The following is a 17,484-nucleotide window of genomic DNA, read 5'->3' as shown; positions in this document are numbered from 1 at the left end:
ATAATATAATATCTCATATAAAGGGGGTATAGGATTGCGAATATTTGAAACAATCCTGAAAGAACTCCGTTCCTTTCCCGATGGCGAAGTCAGCGAGATCGTCCTGGGGTGGCATGGCAGTATTGTCCTGTTTCGGGACGGCCGCTATGGCTTAGGATCCGTGCCCACCCGAAGAAATCTCGAAACCTTCGAGTCCTATTCCTCTCAGACTCAGCGCCTTCTAAATGCATCGGCCCATGAGCTGGTGGAACTTATGGTATCGCCCTACCCGCAGGAATTCGCGATCGCAAGCGCCGCGGCGTCAGCCCTTGCCCCCATCAAAACAAAAGGGAGACCCTTGAGTAGATTTTTAAAAGATCTTAACCCTAAGAAGTTGTATCTAATAGGTTACGAACAACCTTTAGTTCTTTTGTTCAATAATTTAAATTTAAAACCCTTCGTTTTGGATGACTTCTCCAGGAAGCCTCGCGTCCTTCCTTCGTGGGTTGGACCACATTTGCTTAACGATGCCGATTGGCTTTGGATCACCTTTCAAGCCCTCAGGGACAGACAATTATTCTCATTGGAGAAGTTGATAAAAAGTACCGAAAATGTGGTCCTCTTAGGACCAGGGGTCCCTTGGCTTCCGGAGCTTTTAAGCTGGTTGGGGATAAAATTCGTAGCGCAACCCAGAATATCGCATTCAAAAGCGAATCATTTGCTTAAATACATTGCAGCAGGCGGCAGTTGCTGGGATTGTGAATTTTTATCGTGGGAGGTTTATCCAATATAAATTTTTAACCTGGCCAGCTCAAGCATTTTGCCATAGAATTTCATGATAACATAATGTAGCGCAAAGAGTATGAAGAAGGGGGAGACCGTCATGTCTTGTAAAAACATTTACGCTCGGAACAAAAATTATCTAATAGTGCGCCTGAAAGAGGATGATGATTTTTTTAAAGAACTTACAGCTATTTTGAAAAACGAGGGAATAGGATCAGCAGTCTTGGTTTCTTCGGTAGGAATGATGAAAGATGTTGAGATAGGATGGTTTAGCGGAGAGGAATACAAAAAGAAAGTTTTCAGCGAACCGATGGAACTTCTTTCCATGACAGGATCGGTTAACGAAAAAGAGGACGGGGAAATCCACATGCACTTTCATGTAATACTCGGCGATTCAGATTTAAATACCCTTGGAGGCCATTTGTTCAGCGCCACGGTACACCAGGCCAACGAACTAGTATTCTTACTGCCAACAAACATAGCTCTGAAGCGGATCAAAGAAGGAGAGGGACTGCTTAGGCTATTCCCGGAGCTAAAAGGAAAGTAAAGTCGTGAGGAATCCCTTTGCGGCAGGGGGCAGAAAAGGCCTTGTCCGAAAAGTGCTCCTTGCCGCTTTTTTAATAAGTCTTTTTTCGTTATTCCTAAATTCGGGAGAAAAAGAGGCTCTCGTCACTGACATTGTCGATGGCGATACCATCGTAACGTTAACCAACCAAGGCAAAAAAGAGACAATCCGATATTTATTGATAGATACCCCCGAACTGCACCATCCTCGTCGCAGGGAAGAAGAACTTGCCAAGGAGGCCAAAATCTTTAACGCTTCGCTTGTTTTAAATAAAAAGATTAGGATAGAACTTGACAAAGAAGAGAGGGATAAATACGGCAGATTGCTTGCTTACGTTTGGGTAAACACTGAAAATGGTGAAAAGATGGTCAATGAAACACTGATAGAGAAGGGATTGGCTTTGCCTTTCTTCATTCCTCCTAACGGGAAATATCTTGGAGGCATAATGGAAGCAACGAAAAGGGCGCGAAGCCAAAACTTAGGCCTTTGGAAGCTGGCACGTAAAAGGATATTTACTCCAAGCCAAATTTATGCTGAATTACCATACTTGGCTGGTAGTTATGTGACCATCGACATAAGGATAGACGAAGTCAAAAAGTCCGGATCGAGGTGGTTATTATCACAAAGTGGCAGCCGATGTTACCTCGTCATTTACGATAACAATAAACATTTACTTAAAGTTAAGGACTCCCTGACCGGGAAGCGGATAAAAGTTGTTGGCAAGATAACCGCCTCTTTTTTAGGGGCAGAGATTGTAATATCCGATCCAGCTCAGGTCATCGAAATTGCAAAAACAGCAATGCCCTTTGGTTGCATCCTAAAAAATGGTGCCAGCGAATTATATATGGCAGCATGAGATGTAAATGACGAATTAGAGCAAGAGATGATTACTCCATGGTGAAAAGCCCATTGAGTAAAATTACTGTCCGTATTCCCAGATTGCATCGGTTAAAATAAAGTTGAAATGAAAGAATGGCAAGATATCGCCATGGAGGTGGCAGGCAATGCTTAAAGGAGTGTACAGTAAAAAAGGGTATTTTCTTTTTACCATATTTTTACTTTGTATATTATCACTTTTGTTTTTTATCCCCTCGAAGAGCCTATATGCCGATCAACTGTTCGGCAAGCTTGACATCACCGAGGTATCCCTGAAAGGACACAAATTGCATATCCGCGGAGAGACAGATCTACCGCCAGGGTCTACCCTTAATGTAAAGGTGTCGATCCCGAAACTAGACGACGATAAGGGGAAGGACCATGATGTAAAGGTTAATATAACTCCCGGACATTTCTTCATAATGATAGACCTTCCAAAGGAATGGAAAAATAAGGACTGGGTTAAATTTTTAAAGCTAAAAGCCGTCTTTGATCCCTGGGAACAACCCGAGAATGTCAAAGTAAAGGTAGGCAAAAATGGAGAAAAATTAAGCGGACCTAAGGTAAAAGTCGAAAAGGGCAAAAAAATAATGATCTCGATAAAAAACGTAATATTTTAAACGAGCGGTTCCATTTAGGTGGTGATCGGTAATGAAGGTTAAAGGAAAATACATACTGGTTGGCGTTGCCATCATAGCAATTCTTCTCGTGCTAATCGTCGCGATTTTTGATGTAGGCACGGGGATAGTTGAGGAAATGGCGCCTAAGGCGGCAAAGGACGCCCTGGGGGTCGATTTGACCTTAGAGGCGGTCTCTGGCAACCCCATAAAAGGATATACTTTAAAGAACCTGGCTCTATCCAAAGAAGATGAAGAAATCTTTTCAATAAAACAATTGGAAGCCAAACCCAGTTTGCTAGCTTTAATCGGTGGGAAGTTATATCTAAAGTCCGTGGTCTTGGACGGTGCGCTTTTTGATTTTGACAAAATAGTTGAGCTAGCGAAAAGCTTCGAGCCCAAGGGCACAGAGGGAGAATTGCCTTTGGGGGCTATAAACATCAAATCAAGTGAAATAAAAGGTCCCTTCGGCACTATTGATTTAAGAAATATCGAAATAAAGCCCGAAATGAACGCAATTAAGGCGACATTAGACGCATCTTACAACGATGTGCTAGCTAAAGGTAATGCTACCATATTGATTAAAGATGGGATCAAGATTGAAAACTTGAGTCTGCAAATAGCCGATGGGGAAATCTTTTTTTCTGGAACCGTGATGCCAGAGCTAGATCTTGAGGGAAAAGTTAAAAACCTCGATCTAGAGCGGTTAAAGAACCTGTGGCCTCCGTTAAAGGAACAGCTGTTGGCCGGAAAGCTGGGCGGTAAAATTAAGTTAATCGGCAAAGTGCCCGAAGTTCAAGGAATGGGCGATATAACATTCAGTCAAGGAATGCTTGTGGGCTTGCCTGTTGAAAGAGCAGGGGCCAGCTGGAAATACGCAAAAAATGAGCTTCACTTTCAAGACATCGATGCCAACATCCTAAATGGCGTCATAAAGGGCAATATCGTCATGTCACTGAGAAACTTGCCGCCTCATCTCGATCTCAATTTAGAAGGTAAAGACATAGATCTAAACCTAATAGCGAAATCTTTCCCACAAATGGGCGGAAAAATATCTGGCATTGTCAGCAAAGTTAACGTTAAGCTCTCGGGTATGGCAATGGAATTATCTGGCAATGCCCTTCTTTCCTCCAAGAAGCTTTCCGTCATGGGCCAGACTTTAGAAGAAGTCGAGGCAAACGTGAAAATTGAAAAGGGCAAAACCGTGAAGTTTGACGCCTCTTCTCGCTGGAATAAGACGCCTCTTAAAGCCAGGGGCGACATCGATCTTTCTAAAGGGCAATTTGTGAACGTGTCGTTATCATGGCAAAATGCATCGCTTGAGACGGCAAAAACTTTTTTACCTTCTTTAAAGGAATTCCCCATCAAGGGAAATGCCTCGGGGGAGGTGACCATAAGCGGCTCGCTAAAAGATGTCCATTCTTTTTTGATCTCGGGTAAGACTTGGTCAGAGGGCTTGGTGTTCGCAAAGGAACAGCTTATATCGCCCTTCGTGAACTTTGAGTTTAAAGATAATGTCCTGAGCTTGAAAGCCTTTTCCGCATCGTGGCGTGGCGCCAGCATAAAAGGTGCCGGTAAAATTAGTGACATAACTAAGGCTGCCATGCTCAATTTAGAGGGCAGAGTAGACGGGTTAAACCTTTCTAATTTAAAGCAGCTTGTTCCTCAACTATCAAGCTACGATCTTGCAGGCGTTGTTTCTTCTCAATGGACATTAAAGGGTCCCTTGAGCTCTCCGGAATTAGCGCTCGATTTTTACTCAAACAAGCTCGCTTTCTACGGCATGTCGGCAAACAATCTTTCCGGATCGACAAGCTTGAAACCTTTGGACAAAAATCCGTTAGCCACCCTCTCGGCCTTCATTAAGGCTTCGGCGATAGGCACGCCTTCCTTCGCACCATTACAGGACTTGACAGCTTCCATAAAAGCTGAGGCCGAGAAAATAACCGTTGGCGATGTCAAGGGACGTCTCTTACAGGGCAATCTTCAGGCTTCGGGTCAAATTACAATGCCTAAGGATCAAAATCCGGCCGTGGTTTTTGATGTAACCGTTGAGGGAGCCAAATTATCCAGCGTCAATGATTTTGGATTAAAACTGCCTTTGGAAGGAAAGGCAGACATCAAGGCTCAGTTTAAGGGGTCCCTTCCAAATATAGCTATCGCAGTCGATGCGACTTCTCCGCAGATTGCCTTTGCCGGCTTTTCGCTGACGGACGTGTCGACGGGCGTTGAAGGGCTTTGGAATTCGCTACAAATTAAATCATTTAATGCCAAGGCAGGTGGGGGATCATTAACGGCAAGCGGTGATATCAATTACGATAAATCGCTTAAGTTAAAGCTCGACGTCTCCGGTAATGGCCTGGATCTAAAAGAGATGGCAAAAACAATGAAGGGCGCCGATAAATTAAAATTGACTGGCGCCATGGATGTTAAAGCAAACATCATCTACGATGAAAGAGGCTTCGAGGGAACAGGAGAAGCGACGTCCCCAGAAGCAGGAGCTTATGGTCTTAAGGCCAGTAGCATAAAGATTCCCTTTAATATTAAGGATAATAAAATAACTAGTCAAAGCATAAGCGCTGAGCTTTACGAAGGCAAAGCTTCGGGGAAGGGTTCTTTTGCATTGACCAATTTTAATTGGGATACTTCCTTGAACGTCACAGGCGTCAACATAGATTCATTATTACACGACTTATTCCCCTTGGAAGGACACATTTCCGGAAAGGGCAATTTTCAATTCGCGGGTAACGGTGTTTTAGGCAAAAACATAGACGGTAACGGCTCTTTCAGCATTGGCGAAGGGAAAATCTCTGATTTTAAGATCGTAAAAATCGTATCCGCAGCATACGGCAAAAGTTCCATAAATTACCGAGCGATAGAAGGAAGATACATCTTGGATTCAATGGCATTGACGCTTCTTCCGGGCACGCAAGTGTATGCTCCAAAGGGCGATCCCATGTATACTTACTTCGGAGCCGATGGCACCATAAGATACGATGGGAAACTTAACCTCTCATGTTACGGTCACTTGAACGTACAAGCCATAAACGCCATTGTTGGGGGAGTAAAAGGTGGCATACTTGCCGGAGAGGGCTTAGAAACGGCCGTAAAGGGATTCTTGAGTGGTTTGCTGGAAGGATCGAAGCAGTCCGATTTCAGAGATGTGCGCTTTAAGTTAGCGGGAACCCTCGATTCCCCAAAGATTTCCGATTTTAACGTCTCAAGGCCGGAGGGAGAAAAGGATGCTTCAGAAAGCATCGTTCCCGAAGAAGACAAAGCACCTGTAGAAAAGCAAGAAAGCCCCGAAGACGTGATCAAAAAGACCATTCTTGAAAAGATATTCAAGAATTAATCTAATAACTAAACAGAGGATTGCAACACAATAGGGGTCATCGTCCGGTTACGTTTAAAACGATGGCCCCTATTTGCTTGACAGCGAAAATTTACGTTAAAAGGTTGAGGGGGGATAATTGTCTTTTGTCTCGCTTTGTGTAACTTCGATTTTGGTTGCAACCCTCTGGTTGGCCACTTCAAGCAATACCTTGGCTGAAAGAAGGAGCGCTTCCATGTCTTCGACAATTTCTACGCCTTCAAGCGCATCGCTCAAACTTGCCAACAAAATGTCCATGTCCTTGACAATGCCCTGGAGATCCTTAAAAGGCCTTTCGGCAAGGGCCTCGATCTTTCTTTCTACGGTCGGCCGCCCGCGAGCAAGAAGCATTTCATAGCCCTTCTGAGGAACGAGGGCCTCGAACCCAATTTTTTTTAGCTCTCTAGCTAAAAAGTTTGAGGCCTTTCTTTCGCCATGGGTGACGAGAAATACCGGGTTTGTTTTAAAGTTCGAAGCCCAGGCAAGAAGGTCATCTTGTCCGCCATGAGCGGAAAAGCCTCCAATAGTATGTGCTTTGCATTTGACAGCCACTTCTTCGCCTGCAACTTTGACAAACCTTGCTCCGTCTATTATTCTACGGCCCAGTGTCCCTTCAGCCTGATAGCCCACAAATATAAGATGACTTCGAGGATTCCACAGATTATGTTTTAAGTGATGAACAATCCTTCCACCATTTGCCATGCCGCTTCCGGCTAATACTATGGCAAAGGAAACGTCATTGATCTTCTTGGATTCTTGTGGCGTTATGACCTCTTTTAATCCCCTCGGGCTAAAGGGATCTAAATTTTTTAGGAGTCTGTCTTGAACCTCAGAGGAGAGTAGGGAAGAATACTTTCTGTATACTCTGGTCGTCTTTACACCCATCGGAGAGTCAAAATATATGGGAATATCATCGCTTAATATGCCTTTTTCTTGAAGTAATGTCAACTCGTATAGCAATCTTTGCACCCTGTCAACTACAAAGGTGGGGATCAAGATCTTCGAGCGATCCCTCAAGGATTCCTCAATTATGGAGGCAAATTCATTCCTCGTATCATCGAGACTTTTATGGTTTCGATCTCCGTAGGTGGACTCTATTATTACATAGTCCGCGTCATTGATGACAGCAGGGTTTCTATCCAAAACCGTGACCTGCTGTCCTAAGTCACCGGAAAAAACCAACTTCACGCTTTCTTTACCAATCCAAACTTCAATGATGGAGCTTCCTAAAATGTGACCTGCATCTCGGAAGCGTACTTTAATTTCGGGTACAATCTCAAATATATCGTCGTAAGAAAGTGGAGCAAAAAACTCTAAAGCCTTGTCTACTTCCTCTTCCGTGAAAAGAGGCGAAACTGGGGGAAGGCCCTTTCTTTTATTCTTTCTCGTTTTCCATTCGGCTTCCTCCCACATCAAACGGGCGGAATCTCTCCACAAAATTTCGCACAACTCAAGCGTCGGCGTGGTTGCATAAATTTTCCCCCGAAACCCTCTTTTAACGAGCAGGGGAATGCGTCCAGAATGGTCTAAGTGGGCATGGGTTAACAATGCAGCATCAATTGTACTTGCATCAAAGGGGAAGGGTTCGCTGTTTTTCTTGTCCTCGTCCTGTCCCTGAAAAGTTCCGCAATCTACGAGAACTCTTCTTCCGTCGTGCTCCAATAAATATAACGACCCGGTTACTTCTTCAGCAGCACCATAAATCCCAAGACGCACGAAAAACACTCCTTTCTAAAGAGTTAGGCAAATGGATTGCGGTACCTTTCCAAGGAGACGACCTCATCAAAGGGCTTGCGGGGTCGAGGTTGCGGATCTTCCAGAGGATACCCCAGCGTCACTAGGGTTAAAATCATCATATCTTGAGGAAGTCCCAGATCACGACAAGTTTTATTGTAGAGATCCATATTGACGGCAGTAATTTCATTCGCAAAAGCTCCAACGATGCAACTTCCAACTCCTTCGTGTTTAGCCTGCAGGATCATAAAGGCTATCGCCAAAGACAGCTGCTCATACAATCTAGCAACCAAGACATCCTTGCCCCTTAAAAGGGGATTATAGGCCGGATCATTAAGCGATTCCTTTGCCTTTTCTTCGTTGAAGCTTCGTCCTAAAGCTTGCGATAAGGAGCGCATCTGTTTCAACCTTTGCTCCTTGGACCAAGCCGACATATCGCCGCAGCAAACTACAACGCTATCGGCGGTCTCAACGAAGGGTTGGCCCACAGCTAATTGGCGCAACTGCGACTTCATTGCCCTTTCCCTGACTACTATAAAATGCCAGGGCTGGACGTTGGCCCAGCTGGGAGCGCGCCTTGCCGCCTCCAAAATTCTTTTTATGACGTCCTTTGGAACAGGACGAGTGTCATACCTTCTAATACTCGCCCAGCCTGCTATCTCAGGAAGCAGCCCGTTCATCGCCCTATCATCTCCTCGTTTAAGCTTAACCTTTATTTAAAGTATAACATACAACTATCCTATGTCCACGAAATCTTTGGTGAAAATATTAAAGGGATAAAGTTAGAGCTCTTAGGTCAAAGCAGTCACAAGCCAAATTTCTGCACTATTTCTTCATACCTTAAAGGCCCGATATGAATCTCTTTTACTTCGAGGTTCTCGTCCAAAAAGTAGCTGGTTGGGACATAGCGCACAAGATAATGTTGCGCTGTTAAACCATGAGAGTCCAGATAAACAGGGAAGGACAGATTCTTATCTTCTAAAAACCTCTTAACGTAATCTACGGATTTTTCGGAGACGGTCAAATTTACGGCAACCAGATGCACTTCTTGCCCATGTTCTTTGAAGAAACGCTCAAACTCAGGCAGCTCGGACAAGCAGGGAGGACACCAAGTTGCCCAAAAATTGAGCAATACAGGCTTCCCATTGAAATCGGAGAGCTTAAAGGTATTGCCTTTTAAATCAACCACCTCAAAATCAGGCGCTATTTTTCCTTTTTGAGCATTCGCTAGAGCCACCACATTGGGAAAAAGGACCAAAGAAATGATTAATGCCAGTGACACAAAAGAAACCCCTCGGTTTATTTTCATAACATATCACCTCGCGATTATGATTCTCTAACTACAAAAGGGGCGTCCATAGGTATGACCTTGAAAAGAAATCGAAAAACATCAAGATCCCAACTGCGACTAGAATCACACCCGCCACTTTTTTAATATGTATTATCTTGGTTGTATGTTTCTTGATTAAGCTTTCAAATATATCCACGAACAACGCAACGGCCAAAAACGGCAATCCAAGCCCCATGGAGTATGCAAGTAAAAGCAGTACGCCTTCCTTAACGGTCTCGCTATTGCTTGCCATGACCAATATCGAAGCCAATATGGGGCCAACGCAAGGCGTCCAACTGGCAGAGAAGGCTATTCCCATAAGGAAAGCCCTCACCCAAGAGGTTTTGACCGGCTTTATCCTGAAATGTCGCTGGCGCTCGAGAAAAACTAGATCAAATAAGCCCATCATATAAAGCCCAAGAAATATAACTATCACAGCTCCCAACCTTTTGACCAAGACTTGATTCTTGATCAGTTGTTTGCCAAGAGCAGTGGCGGAGGCACCAAAAAGTACAAAGATAACGGAAAAACCGGCGACGAAAAGCAAGGCGTGCAAAAAGGCCTTAAGGTTAATTGGACTTTCCCTTCTATCTGACGGTGCTACAGTATCTCCGGCCAGATAGGCGATATAAACCGGGACCATGGGCAAAAGACAGGGTGAAAGAAAGGACAATAAACCTGCAATAAAAGCAATCGTAAAGGTAATTTCTGGCATCATCTCAACCCCCCCTTTATACCTATACCTGGATATGTATATCCTACAACACCCAAGCATTTTTGTCATCACCCAGGGACGCTAAAAAATAGGGGAACACTGGAGAGGTTCGCCTGCAATGACACATCTCCATAAGCTATGGGGTTCACTGATCGCCTTTGTCAGCCATTAAATCGTTGAACTCAATTTTTTCTTTCTGTAGGTCACCGTGACGAGAGACCTTGACGCGCACGAAACCATCACCATAAGGAATCGCTTCAACGGCCCTTTCCATCTTTGCCCTCGAAACGGGCCAATACCTTACACCAATGGTGGTGGTATGTTCGAACAAAGCCTTTATTGCCAGATCTAATTCTTTTAAATCTACCAAAAGTCTTAAGACAAAGACGGGCCTGTTTTTCTTGCCCAAGCCTTGAAGGAGGTGAACTTCCTTTGATGTTTCTTGCAGCTTGGAAATGGCATACCCAATTTCCTCGCCCGTTATATCGTCCAAGGTAGTCTCAATCAAAATCGTTTCTTCTACGTTTTCCTCACTGGCAACTGTCGCCCTGAGCACGTTTGACACTTCAAGGTTTTTACTGCCGGCACCATATCCAACCTTTAACGGCACAATCGAAGGAAGGGCCTTACAAAAGACGGCCGAGACGGCAAGAAGCGCGACTCCGGTTGGCGTGGCCAACTCTTCTTCGACTTTGCTTCCGACGATGGGAATGCCCTTACTGCAAGCCATAGCAGTTACTGCAGGTACGGGCACAGGGAGCAACCCGTGACAAGTGTTTACAACTCCGCTTCCTACGCAAATGGAGGTGGAAAGGATTTCTTTTTCGCCCAAGCTTTCAAGGAGCATGAAATAGCCCAAACAGTCCAAGATGGTGTCAAAACTGCCAGTCTCATGCAGGTGAACTTCTTTTGCGTTTTCTCCGTGAACATTTGCCTCGGCTTCAAGCAAACAAAGAATCGCTTCTTTTGCCTTTTGCTGTGCCCAGCTTGAAGCACTTACGGCTTCTGAGGCATGATCTAAAATTTCAAACATCTCGTGTCCGTGTCTCCCGCGAGCCTGTTCATCAAGGATAATTTCGATCCTGGTAGCAGATATTCCTTTCTTTTTTAACTTCTCTTTTTTTATCTCAAGGCCCGACAGGCCCTTCACATTTTTTACGGAAACAAAACGTTCAAGCAGGGAAAAATCAGCGCCAAGGTCCACGAGTGCGCCCAAAAGCATATCCCCGCTTACTCCTGACAAGTGAGGTTCAAATATTATCACGCTCCACGCCTCCCCTTAAAATGTAATCCATCTTACCGCTTTTATGACCCTCTAAATCGACGGCCACCACTAGAAAGCCCAACTCGAAGAGGGCGCTCTTGACATCGTCTTTTATGGCCCATACTTTTTCTACGTCATTTGGCGATACCTCCACAACAGCAACACTGCGTTGGTAGCTTCTGACCCTTACATTTCTAAAGCCAAGAGAAATCAAATATTCTTCAGCCTTGGCAACTCGAGTTAGATCTTCTTCGTTTAAGGTCGTACCGTAGGGGAATCTGGTAGCAAGGCAGGGCGAAGAAGGTTTGTCCCAAAAGGAAAGGCCGAACTCGCGTGCCAACTTTCTTATCTCTTCTTTTTTAAAACCCATCTCCCTCAGGGGATGAAGCACCCTGTCTTCTTCCGCTGCCTCAAGGCCGGGCCTGTATTCGCTAAAGTCCGAATCTGTCGCGCCATCCATTATGACAAAGTTTTTTGAGGCAAAGCAGCCATCCATCCATTTTTTAACCAAATTATCTCTGTGCTTCCTGCAAAAATAGCATCGCCTGTGATGGTTGTGTCTTACTTCACTTACGCTCAAATCATCCGAATTGATTACGAAATGTTTAATCCCGAAGTCTTTCGCCACTAGCGCTGCATCTTCTACCTCCTTCTTGGGCATAAGGGGAGAAGAAAATGTGACGGCTACAACGTTGCTTTTAGCTTTAAAGCATGCGTACGTCAAAAATGAGCTATCCAGCCCACCCGACAGCAGGACAACAATATCTCGATGGCTGCCTATATAATCTAACAACGAAGTCCATTTTGACACCTTTCGTCCCTCTTTTCTGTTGCGAAGTTACCTTGAAATTTATTATACATTTTCATCGTATAATGAAGGTAGCAATATGAACAAAGTATAAGGCATATCAATGCGCACCATAATTGGCCTATAATTAAATGGCGTCGAAAGAGACGGTTTTTTAGTAACCTATTAAGCAAAAATACGCTTTTCGCCGGCGAAATTAAAAATTAGTGTTAAGGACAAAGTTCGCTAATGAAATTTGCAATTCCCGTTGTGGGCATGTAATAATTTTTTTGTCAAAGGACTGCTTCAATGTTGAAAATAAATTTGAGCAAAAAGGGCGTCAAAGTTTTTGTAATCCTTGCTCTTGTTTTAATATTATTTTCCTTTTTAGCCATTGAAATGCTATGGAAAAACAAGGACAATCTGGGGGCAGATTTTGTCGCCCAAAAGTTTAGACATGCCGTTAAAAGCAATATAGGTGTGGATGTCATTTTTTCGTCCATTTCAGGCAATCCCTTGGTCGGCTACGTTGGCAAAGAGGTTAAACTAGACATCGACGGCAATATAACAAACCTCGCCAAGTCCATTAACATCAAGCCCTCGCTTAGATCACTGTTAGCGGGAAAACCGAGGGTTACAAGCATTGAGATAAACTCCGCTAGAATCGCAAGCGAAGATGCTTTAAAGCTCTTCAACCTCCCCTTGGCTGACAAAGAGCCGAAACAATCCATATCGATCGAGAATATAAGTTTATATGACACGGAAATATTGGGCAAAAGAAGAATTTACATCGAGAGGGCTCATCTCAAGCCTGAAGACAATCTAATGGAATTTGACGTTCACGGCGCGATTAACTTACTTAAATTTCAGGCCAAAGGACGCCTTTCTGCTTCCGATGGCAGGGTTTCTCTGGAAGATTGTTTAATCAAAACCAATGAAGGAAACGGAGTCTTAGAAGGAGAAATAACGCCCCTCTTTGGCTTAAGGGGTGAGCTTCATAACATAAGTACTGACGAAATAGCAGCAATATTTCCCAGATTCACATCGACAAAACCGAAAGGCACCATTTCGGGTTCAATAGGCTTCACCATGGGCGAAAAAAGATCGCTCAAGATCGATGGACAATTTTACCTGCCCTCGGGCGAGATAGTGGGCATTCCGCTAAATGACACTTCCTTTACCCTTCTTTTCAGCAATGGAGTGCTTGATTTTAAAGTACTGCAAAATAAATCCTTTGAATCAGAGGTTACGGGATCGGTAATGGTCTTTTTTAACCCCTTAAGGTTGAAATTGGAGCTAAATTCAAAGGTAGCATCGATCGAGGCGTGGAAAAATCGATTTGATTGGCTTTCCCCCCTGAGCGGAACTGCCGAAAATATCGCTTTGTCCTTGGAAGGACCCCCAAAATATTTATCGGGAAGGGTGAAATTCGGATCACCCGAGCTGAAGATTATGAACCTCGCTTTAACAAATGCCGATATGACCGCAGAAGTGTCCGGCAGTCAAATTTGCTTTAACGGCAAGGGCTTCTGGAAGGACATACTGCTTGAGCTTCAAGGAGCAACTTCACACGACGGTTCGCCAATGCTTGACGCTACTATCAGTGCCAGATCTGTGGACGCAAAAAAATTAAAAAATTGTTTTAAAGATAGCGGAGAACTCGAACTGGAAGGCAATTGTGATATCTTTTTAAGCATGCACGGCAAAGCCGGTAGCTTCGCCATTGATGGCACTGCACAATCCGACCGACTTAAAGCGGGGTATTTGAACTTAAAGGATTTAAAGGCCGAGTTTGCATTGCAAAAGGGAAATTTAAACATCGCAACTTTGCGCGCAAAACTTTACAGCGCTGATCTTAATGGCAAAGGGATCGTGTCAGATATTTTTTCCTCAAATCCAACCTTTGGCATATCTGGAGTCATTAGAAACCTCGAGTTGGGCGAGATATTCGATTCAACAAATACAAAAATTTCCGGTGAGTCCGAAATAGAATGGAAGATTACGCGAAACGGCGCAGATACTTCTTTAACTGCTCATATCAATGCACCGTTGCTTTGCTTTGACGATTTACTATCGCTCACTGATATGTCAGTTGCGGTAAAATCTGTTAAAAATGGGTTATTTCTTTCCGGTGAAAGTCTTTGTTCGGAAGGCAGGATTGATTTTGAGGGCAACATAACATTTGCAAACAATTCTCCTCTGATGGATATTTCTGGCAAGATGACAAACATAAAACTCGAGTCACCGGACTTTGCACTAGATGGAACAATTAGGGGCGATTTTCAGATAACGGGACATCCCGGCAAATTGACGTTATCTTCAGAAGTAATTAGCGATGACATCGCTATGCGAAACATACCTTTAAAAAACTTCAAAGCCAATGTGGAAGTGCGCGATTCTTTTGCAGAGGTAAAGACTTTGTCCTTCGATTTATGGGAAGGGATCGTCATGCTAAGGGGAACTGCGCAAAAAGATGCATTAGATCTTAACGGACAGTTCAATGCCATCAATTTGTCACATCTTCCGCTACCCCCTAAGTGGTTTCCGCAGGGTCTGGCGGGCGGCATGTTAGAAGTAAAGGGAAATATTGCTTCACCTCAAATAACGATTGAGGGCGTCATAAGAGAAGCAGCTATCGGCGGTCTTTCATTTGATAAAATTAACTTTTTGGCAAAAAGCGATATGACAAACTTCAAGGTTGACTATTTCGAAGCATGTAGCGAGGAAGGAGTTTTAAAGGGCGAACTTGAAGGCACTTTTAAGCCAAGGCCTTCCCTTAAATTTGACCTTCAAGGAAAGAAATTGCCCACAAGCATGCTAGCACATCTTTTTTCGCCAAACCTCAAAAACGCACTGCAGGGATTGGTACAAGTTAATCTTAAGGGCGAATATAAAGACACATTAACGGTACGCGGCAACATTGACGCTGATGAACTGTTGCTTTTCGGCTTGAAGATCCAAAAGGCAAGCATCCCCATCCAATTTACTGGTGATGCATGCCAGATTGGCGATTTAAGGGCTAAGATTTCTGGGGGCAGATTGCAAATGCACCTGACTGCTAAAAGAAACCGACCTCTACAATGGAAAACTATGATTTCCGTCGAAGACGTACCTCTGGAATTTCTCCTTCAAGACTTTTTAAAAGAGGCTTACTCGGTTTGTGGCTCTACAAACCTTTACTTAGACTTAAAGGGCGAAGGGGCGCGTTTGGTGAACATGTCAGGATTGGGCAAGCTAGAAATTACCGATGGTCAGATTCTTGCATTTCAAAAGTCTGCTAAAACCTTAGAAGACCTCGGTATTGAAGGTTTTAAGTTTCATCGAGCTTTATTGCACTTCAATATAAACGGGCCTTCCCTTTACATCTTGCCTGGAAGCATGATTACTTCTCATCCTAACGATTCGCTATATCGTTATATCTCTTTCGACGGAGTCATAGCTTCAGATGGCAAAATTGACCTTTTTTGTTTAGGGAACGTCAACGCTAAGGCTTTAAATGCCTTGACAAAAGCCTTAAAAGAGGTAGCGGCGCTTGAAAATCCGACGGAACAGGAAATTGCGCAAAATTTGCTCAAAGGCTTTATTGGAGGGTTTTCAGTAAAAGATTTCAAGGACGTCTCTTTGCGCATCAAAGGTACATGGCCTTCGGTAACGCTTTCCAAATTAAGCGTCGGCGAACCTTCATTGGGCAAAGACGCCACTTCCCACAGATTAAATGGTGATGAAGACGAGTGGAACGTTAAGTTGTTCTTTACCTTTCCCACCGGTGACGGGAGCTCGTCCGATTACGATTTTGGCGATCAATTTATATCACAGCTATTACAGGGCCTTTTAGATCAACTTTTCAGCCCTGCGTCTCATGATAATGAGAAAAAGGGAACCTTCTCTACAGTCAACGAGTTCAACGGCAGTCATTAAAGCCTATCAAAAACACAAAAGCACATGGATGAAGCATGTGACGCTTCAGTTTAATTGACGAAGGATCAACCATCGACTAAAGCTAAATGCCTATTTAAGCCTTTTAAGGTTGGTTGTTTAGTAGAACATTTAACAAAACATCGTGATCGATGTTGCCTCCCGATATAACCACTCCTACATTTCGCCCCAAAGCCGAAATGCGACCCGATAGCAAAGCCGCTACGCCTACAGCACCTGCCCCTTCTACTACTTGATGGTGTTTTTGATGGAGGAAGGCAATCGCCTTGGCTATTTCTTCTTCCGTGACCGCTATAAAATCATCAACGCATGTTCTAGCCAGGTCCAGCAGAGACTGTGGTATCGTGCCTGTAAGACCGTCTGCCAACGTCTCGGAATAACAGACATTCACCACCCTGCCGGACTGCCATGACACCACCCATGGCATTGAGGCAACTGATTGAACCCCAATGATCTTTATGCCAGGCGATAATGCCTTCGCAGCGATGGCAATGCCCGTTATCAAACCTCCGCCCCCGGCCGGAACCACGATCATATCAAGATCCGGTTCATCAAGCAACATCTCCAATCCAACAGTACCAGCGCCGCTCACTATGTAGTGATCTTCGTAGGGAGACACATAGGTCAAGCCTTCCTTTTTTGCGAGATCCATGGCTGCTAGTTCAGCATCATCGTAGAGATGCCCAACGACTCGTAAGTCGACCGCATCGCCGCCCAATCGCTTTATAGCCTTCTGCTTGGTAGCGGGACATACGCCTGGAACGAAAATTACAGCCTTGACATTGAGCATCTTTGCGGCAACCGCCACGCCTTGTGCGTGATTACCGCTTGAAGCCGTAACAACCCCCCGCTTACGCTCTTCCTCTGACATGTGAAATATCTTGTTCAGAGCCCCCCTAATCTTGAAAGAACCGCAGAATTGTAAATTTTCCCATTTCAAGTAAACATTCCCTCCGGTAACTTCGCTCAAATCAAGGGACATTTCCACAGGCGTGCGTCTTACCTTTCCATTTAAAAAGCTGGCTGCCAATAAGACATCTCTAACTTTGGGCCATATCATTTATTAATTTCTCCCCTTTTTCGCAAACTTTATTAAGACTTTTTTCACCAGTTCATGTTAACATTATAATGGCTCTTAACCCATATCAAAATCATAAAAAACAGAGGTCCAATACTTAGGCATAATGCGAGAGATCCCTTTAACTTTCAAGAGCTGATAACAGCATTTAGAGACCATCTAATTTGTTTTCTGTGTCTTTAACGTGATTGCAGAGACGAGTTTGTTTGCATTCAAACAAAAACTTTATCGTGTCAACCGTAGAGGTGAACTTCACCTAAATGAAGCTAGTAAATGCTGATGAGCCCAAAACTGATACGGCAGTAGCCCGCCCGATAATTTCCGATAGGGGCGCCCTTCTTTTAAATAAAACCGTCTTCCGGCCTTGTAGGGCCGGCGACATAAATAAAAACCTGGCGAGGTCTTATGTCCAAAGGTGACCATATAATGCATCGTTGGCAGGAAATGCCT

General features: G+C 44.1%; 14 protein-coding genes. 7 read left to right on the top strand and 7 right to left on the bottom strand.

Annotated features, from left to right (window positions below):
- The first annotated feature begins 34 nt into the window (after window positions 1-34).
- From AC5SXE_RS02470 to AC5SXE_RS02450, 5 genes are all read left to right on the top strand, one after another.
- Complete coding sequence (locus AC5SXE_RS02470) at window positions 35-772, top strand: Rossmann-like domain-containing protein (RefSeq protein ID WP_310848345.1); 738 nt, start codon at window positions 35-37, stop codon at window positions 770-772.
- A gap of 90 nt (window positions 773-862) precedes the next feature.
- Window positions 863-1,309, top strand: a complete 447-nt coding sequence (locus AC5SXE_RS02465; protein WP_493916486.1) for a PPC domain-containing DNA-binding protein — start codon at window positions 863-865, stop codon at window positions 1,307-1,309.
- A gap of 4 nt (window positions 1,310-1,313) precedes the next feature.
- On the top strand, window positions 1,314-2,183 hold the full coding sequence (locus AC5SXE_RS02460) for a thermonuclease family protein (protein WP_310848349.1): 870 nt from the start codon (window positions 1,314-1,316) through the stop codon (window positions 2,181-2,183).
- A gap of 148 nt (window positions 2,184-2,331) precedes the next feature.
- A complete protein-coding gene (locus AC5SXE_RS02455; protein WP_310848351.1) occupies window positions 2,332-2,823 on the top strand; it encodes a hypothetical protein in 492 nt (163 codons plus the stop codon).
- Window positions 2,824-2,854: 31 nt separating this feature from the next.
- Window positions 2,855-6,172, top strand: a complete 3,318-nt coding sequence (locus AC5SXE_RS02450) for a hypothetical protein (protein WP_493916485.1) — start codon at window positions 2,855-2,857, stop codon at window positions 6,170-6,172.
- 96 nt (window positions 6,173-6,268) lie between these two features.
- Here AC5SXE_RS02450 and AC5SXE_RS02445 read toward each other — a convergent pair whose 3' ends face one another.
- The 6 genes from AC5SXE_RS02445 to larE all read right to left on the bottom strand — a co-directional run bounded on the left by AC5SXE_RS02445 (window position 6,269) and on the right by larE (window position 12,044).
- On the bottom strand, window positions 6,269-7,906 hold the full coding sequence (locus tag AC5SXE_RS02445; RefSeq protein ID WP_493916484.1) for an MBL fold metallo-hydrolase RNA specificity domain-containing protein: 1,638 nt from the start codon (window positions 7,904-7,906) through the stop codon (window positions 6,269-6,271).
- 23 nt (window positions 7,907-7,929) lie between these two features.
- A complete protein-coding gene (locus AC5SXE_RS02440) occupies window positions 7,930-8,604 on the bottom strand; it encodes a nitroreductase family protein (RefSeq protein ID WP_493916483.1) in 675 nt (224 codons plus the stop codon).
- Between the two features lie 125 nt (window positions 8,605-8,729).
- Entirely contained in the window at window positions 8,730-9,206 is a 477-nt protein-coding gene (locus tag AC5SXE_RS02435) for a TlpA family protein disulfide reductase (protein ID WP_493916482.1), read from the bottom strand.
- Between the two features lie 58 nt (window positions 9,207-9,264).
- Window positions 9,265-9,972, bottom strand: a complete 708-nt coding sequence (locus AC5SXE_RS02430; protein ID WP_493916481.1) for a cytochrome c biogenesis CcdA family protein — start codon at window positions 9,970-9,972, stop codon at window positions 9,265-9,267.
- A 142-nt stretch (window positions 9,973-10,114) separates the two neighbouring features.
- Window positions 10,115-11,233 (bottom strand): nickel pincer cofactor biosynthesis protein LarC, encoded by a 1,119-nt coding sequence (larC, locus tag AC5SXE_RS02425; RefSeq protein WP_310848362.1) that lies wholly within the window; start codon window positions 11,231-11,233, stop codon window positions 10,115-10,117.
- On the bottom strand, window positions 11,220-12,044 hold the full coding sequence (larE, locus tag AC5SXE_RS02420; protein ID WP_310848364.1) for an ATP-dependent sacrificial sulfur transferase LarE: 825 nt from the start codon (window positions 12,042-12,044) through the stop codon (window positions 11,220-11,222). The genes larC and larE overlap by 14 nt, the downstream gene beginning before the upstream one ends.
- Window positions 12,045-12,329: 285 nt before the next feature.
- Between larE and AC5SXE_RS02415 the strand changes: the two genes are divergently transcribed.
- A complete protein-coding gene (locus AC5SXE_RS02415; RefSeq protein WP_493916480.1) occupies window positions 12,330-15,938 on the top strand; it encodes a hypothetical protein in 3,609 nt (1,202 codons plus the stop codon).
- Window positions 15,939-16,041: 103 nt separating this feature from the next.
- On the opposite strand, the gene AC5SXE_RS02410 is transcribed toward AC5SXE_RS02415, so the two are convergent.
- Entirely contained in the window at window positions 16,042-17,016 is a 975-nt protein-coding gene (locus AC5SXE_RS02410) for a threonine ammonia-lyase (protein ID WP_310848367.1), read from the bottom strand.
- Window positions 17,017-17,294: 278 nt separating this feature from the next.
- On the opposite strand from AC5SXE_RS02410, the gene AC5SXE_RS02405 reads away from it, so the two are divergent.
- Window positions 17,295-17,453 carry a hypothetical protein gene (locus AC5SXE_RS02405; protein WP_493916479.1) on the top strand — a complete coding sequence of 53 codons (159 nt, stop codon included), beginning with the start codon at window positions 17,295-17,297 and terminating at the stop codon, window positions 17,451-17,453.
- Window positions 17,454-17,484: the final 31 nt, after the last annotated feature.

This window comes from Acetomicrobium sp., assembly GCF_059026225.1.
The sequence above is the reverse complement of the archived record's forward strand: the minus strand, read 5'-3'. Positions and strand labels throughout refer to the sequence as shown.

Bases quoted from the DNA above. Each gene is read 5' to 3' on its own strand.
- AC5SXE_RS02465 (WP_493916486.1), top strand. From the start codon at position 863: ATGTCTTGTAAAAACATTTACGCTCGGAACAAAAATTATCTAATAGTG.
- AC5SXE_RS02455 (WP_310848351.1), top strand. From the start codon at position 2,332: ATGCTTAAAGGAGTGTACAGTAAAAAAGGGTATTTTCTTTTTACCATA.
- AC5SXE_RS02450 (WP_493916485.1), top strand. From the start codon at position 2,855: ATGAAGGTTAAAGGAAAATACATACTGGTTGGCGTTGCCATCATAGCA.
- AC5SXE_RS02440 (WP_493916483.1), bottom strand. From the start codon at position 8,604: ATGAACGGGCTGCTTCCTGAGATAGCAGGCTGGGCGAGTATTAGAAGG.
- AC5SXE_RS02430 (WP_493916481.1), bottom strand. From the start codon at position 9,972: ATGATGCCAGAAATTACCTTTACGATTGCTTTTATTGCAGGTTTATTG.
- AC5SXE_RS02415 (WP_493916480.1), top strand. From the start codon at position 12,330: ATGTTGAAAATAAATTTGAGCAAAAAGGGCGTCAAAGTTTTTGTAATC.
- AC5SXE_RS02410 (WP_310848367.1), bottom strand. From the start codon at position 17,016: ATGATATGGCCCAAAGTTAGAGATGTCTTATTGGCAGCCAGCTTTTTA.
- AC5SXE_RS02405 (WP_493916479.1), top strand. From the start codon at position 17,295: ATGAAGCTAGTAAATGCTGATGAGCCCAAAACTGATACGGCAGTAGCC.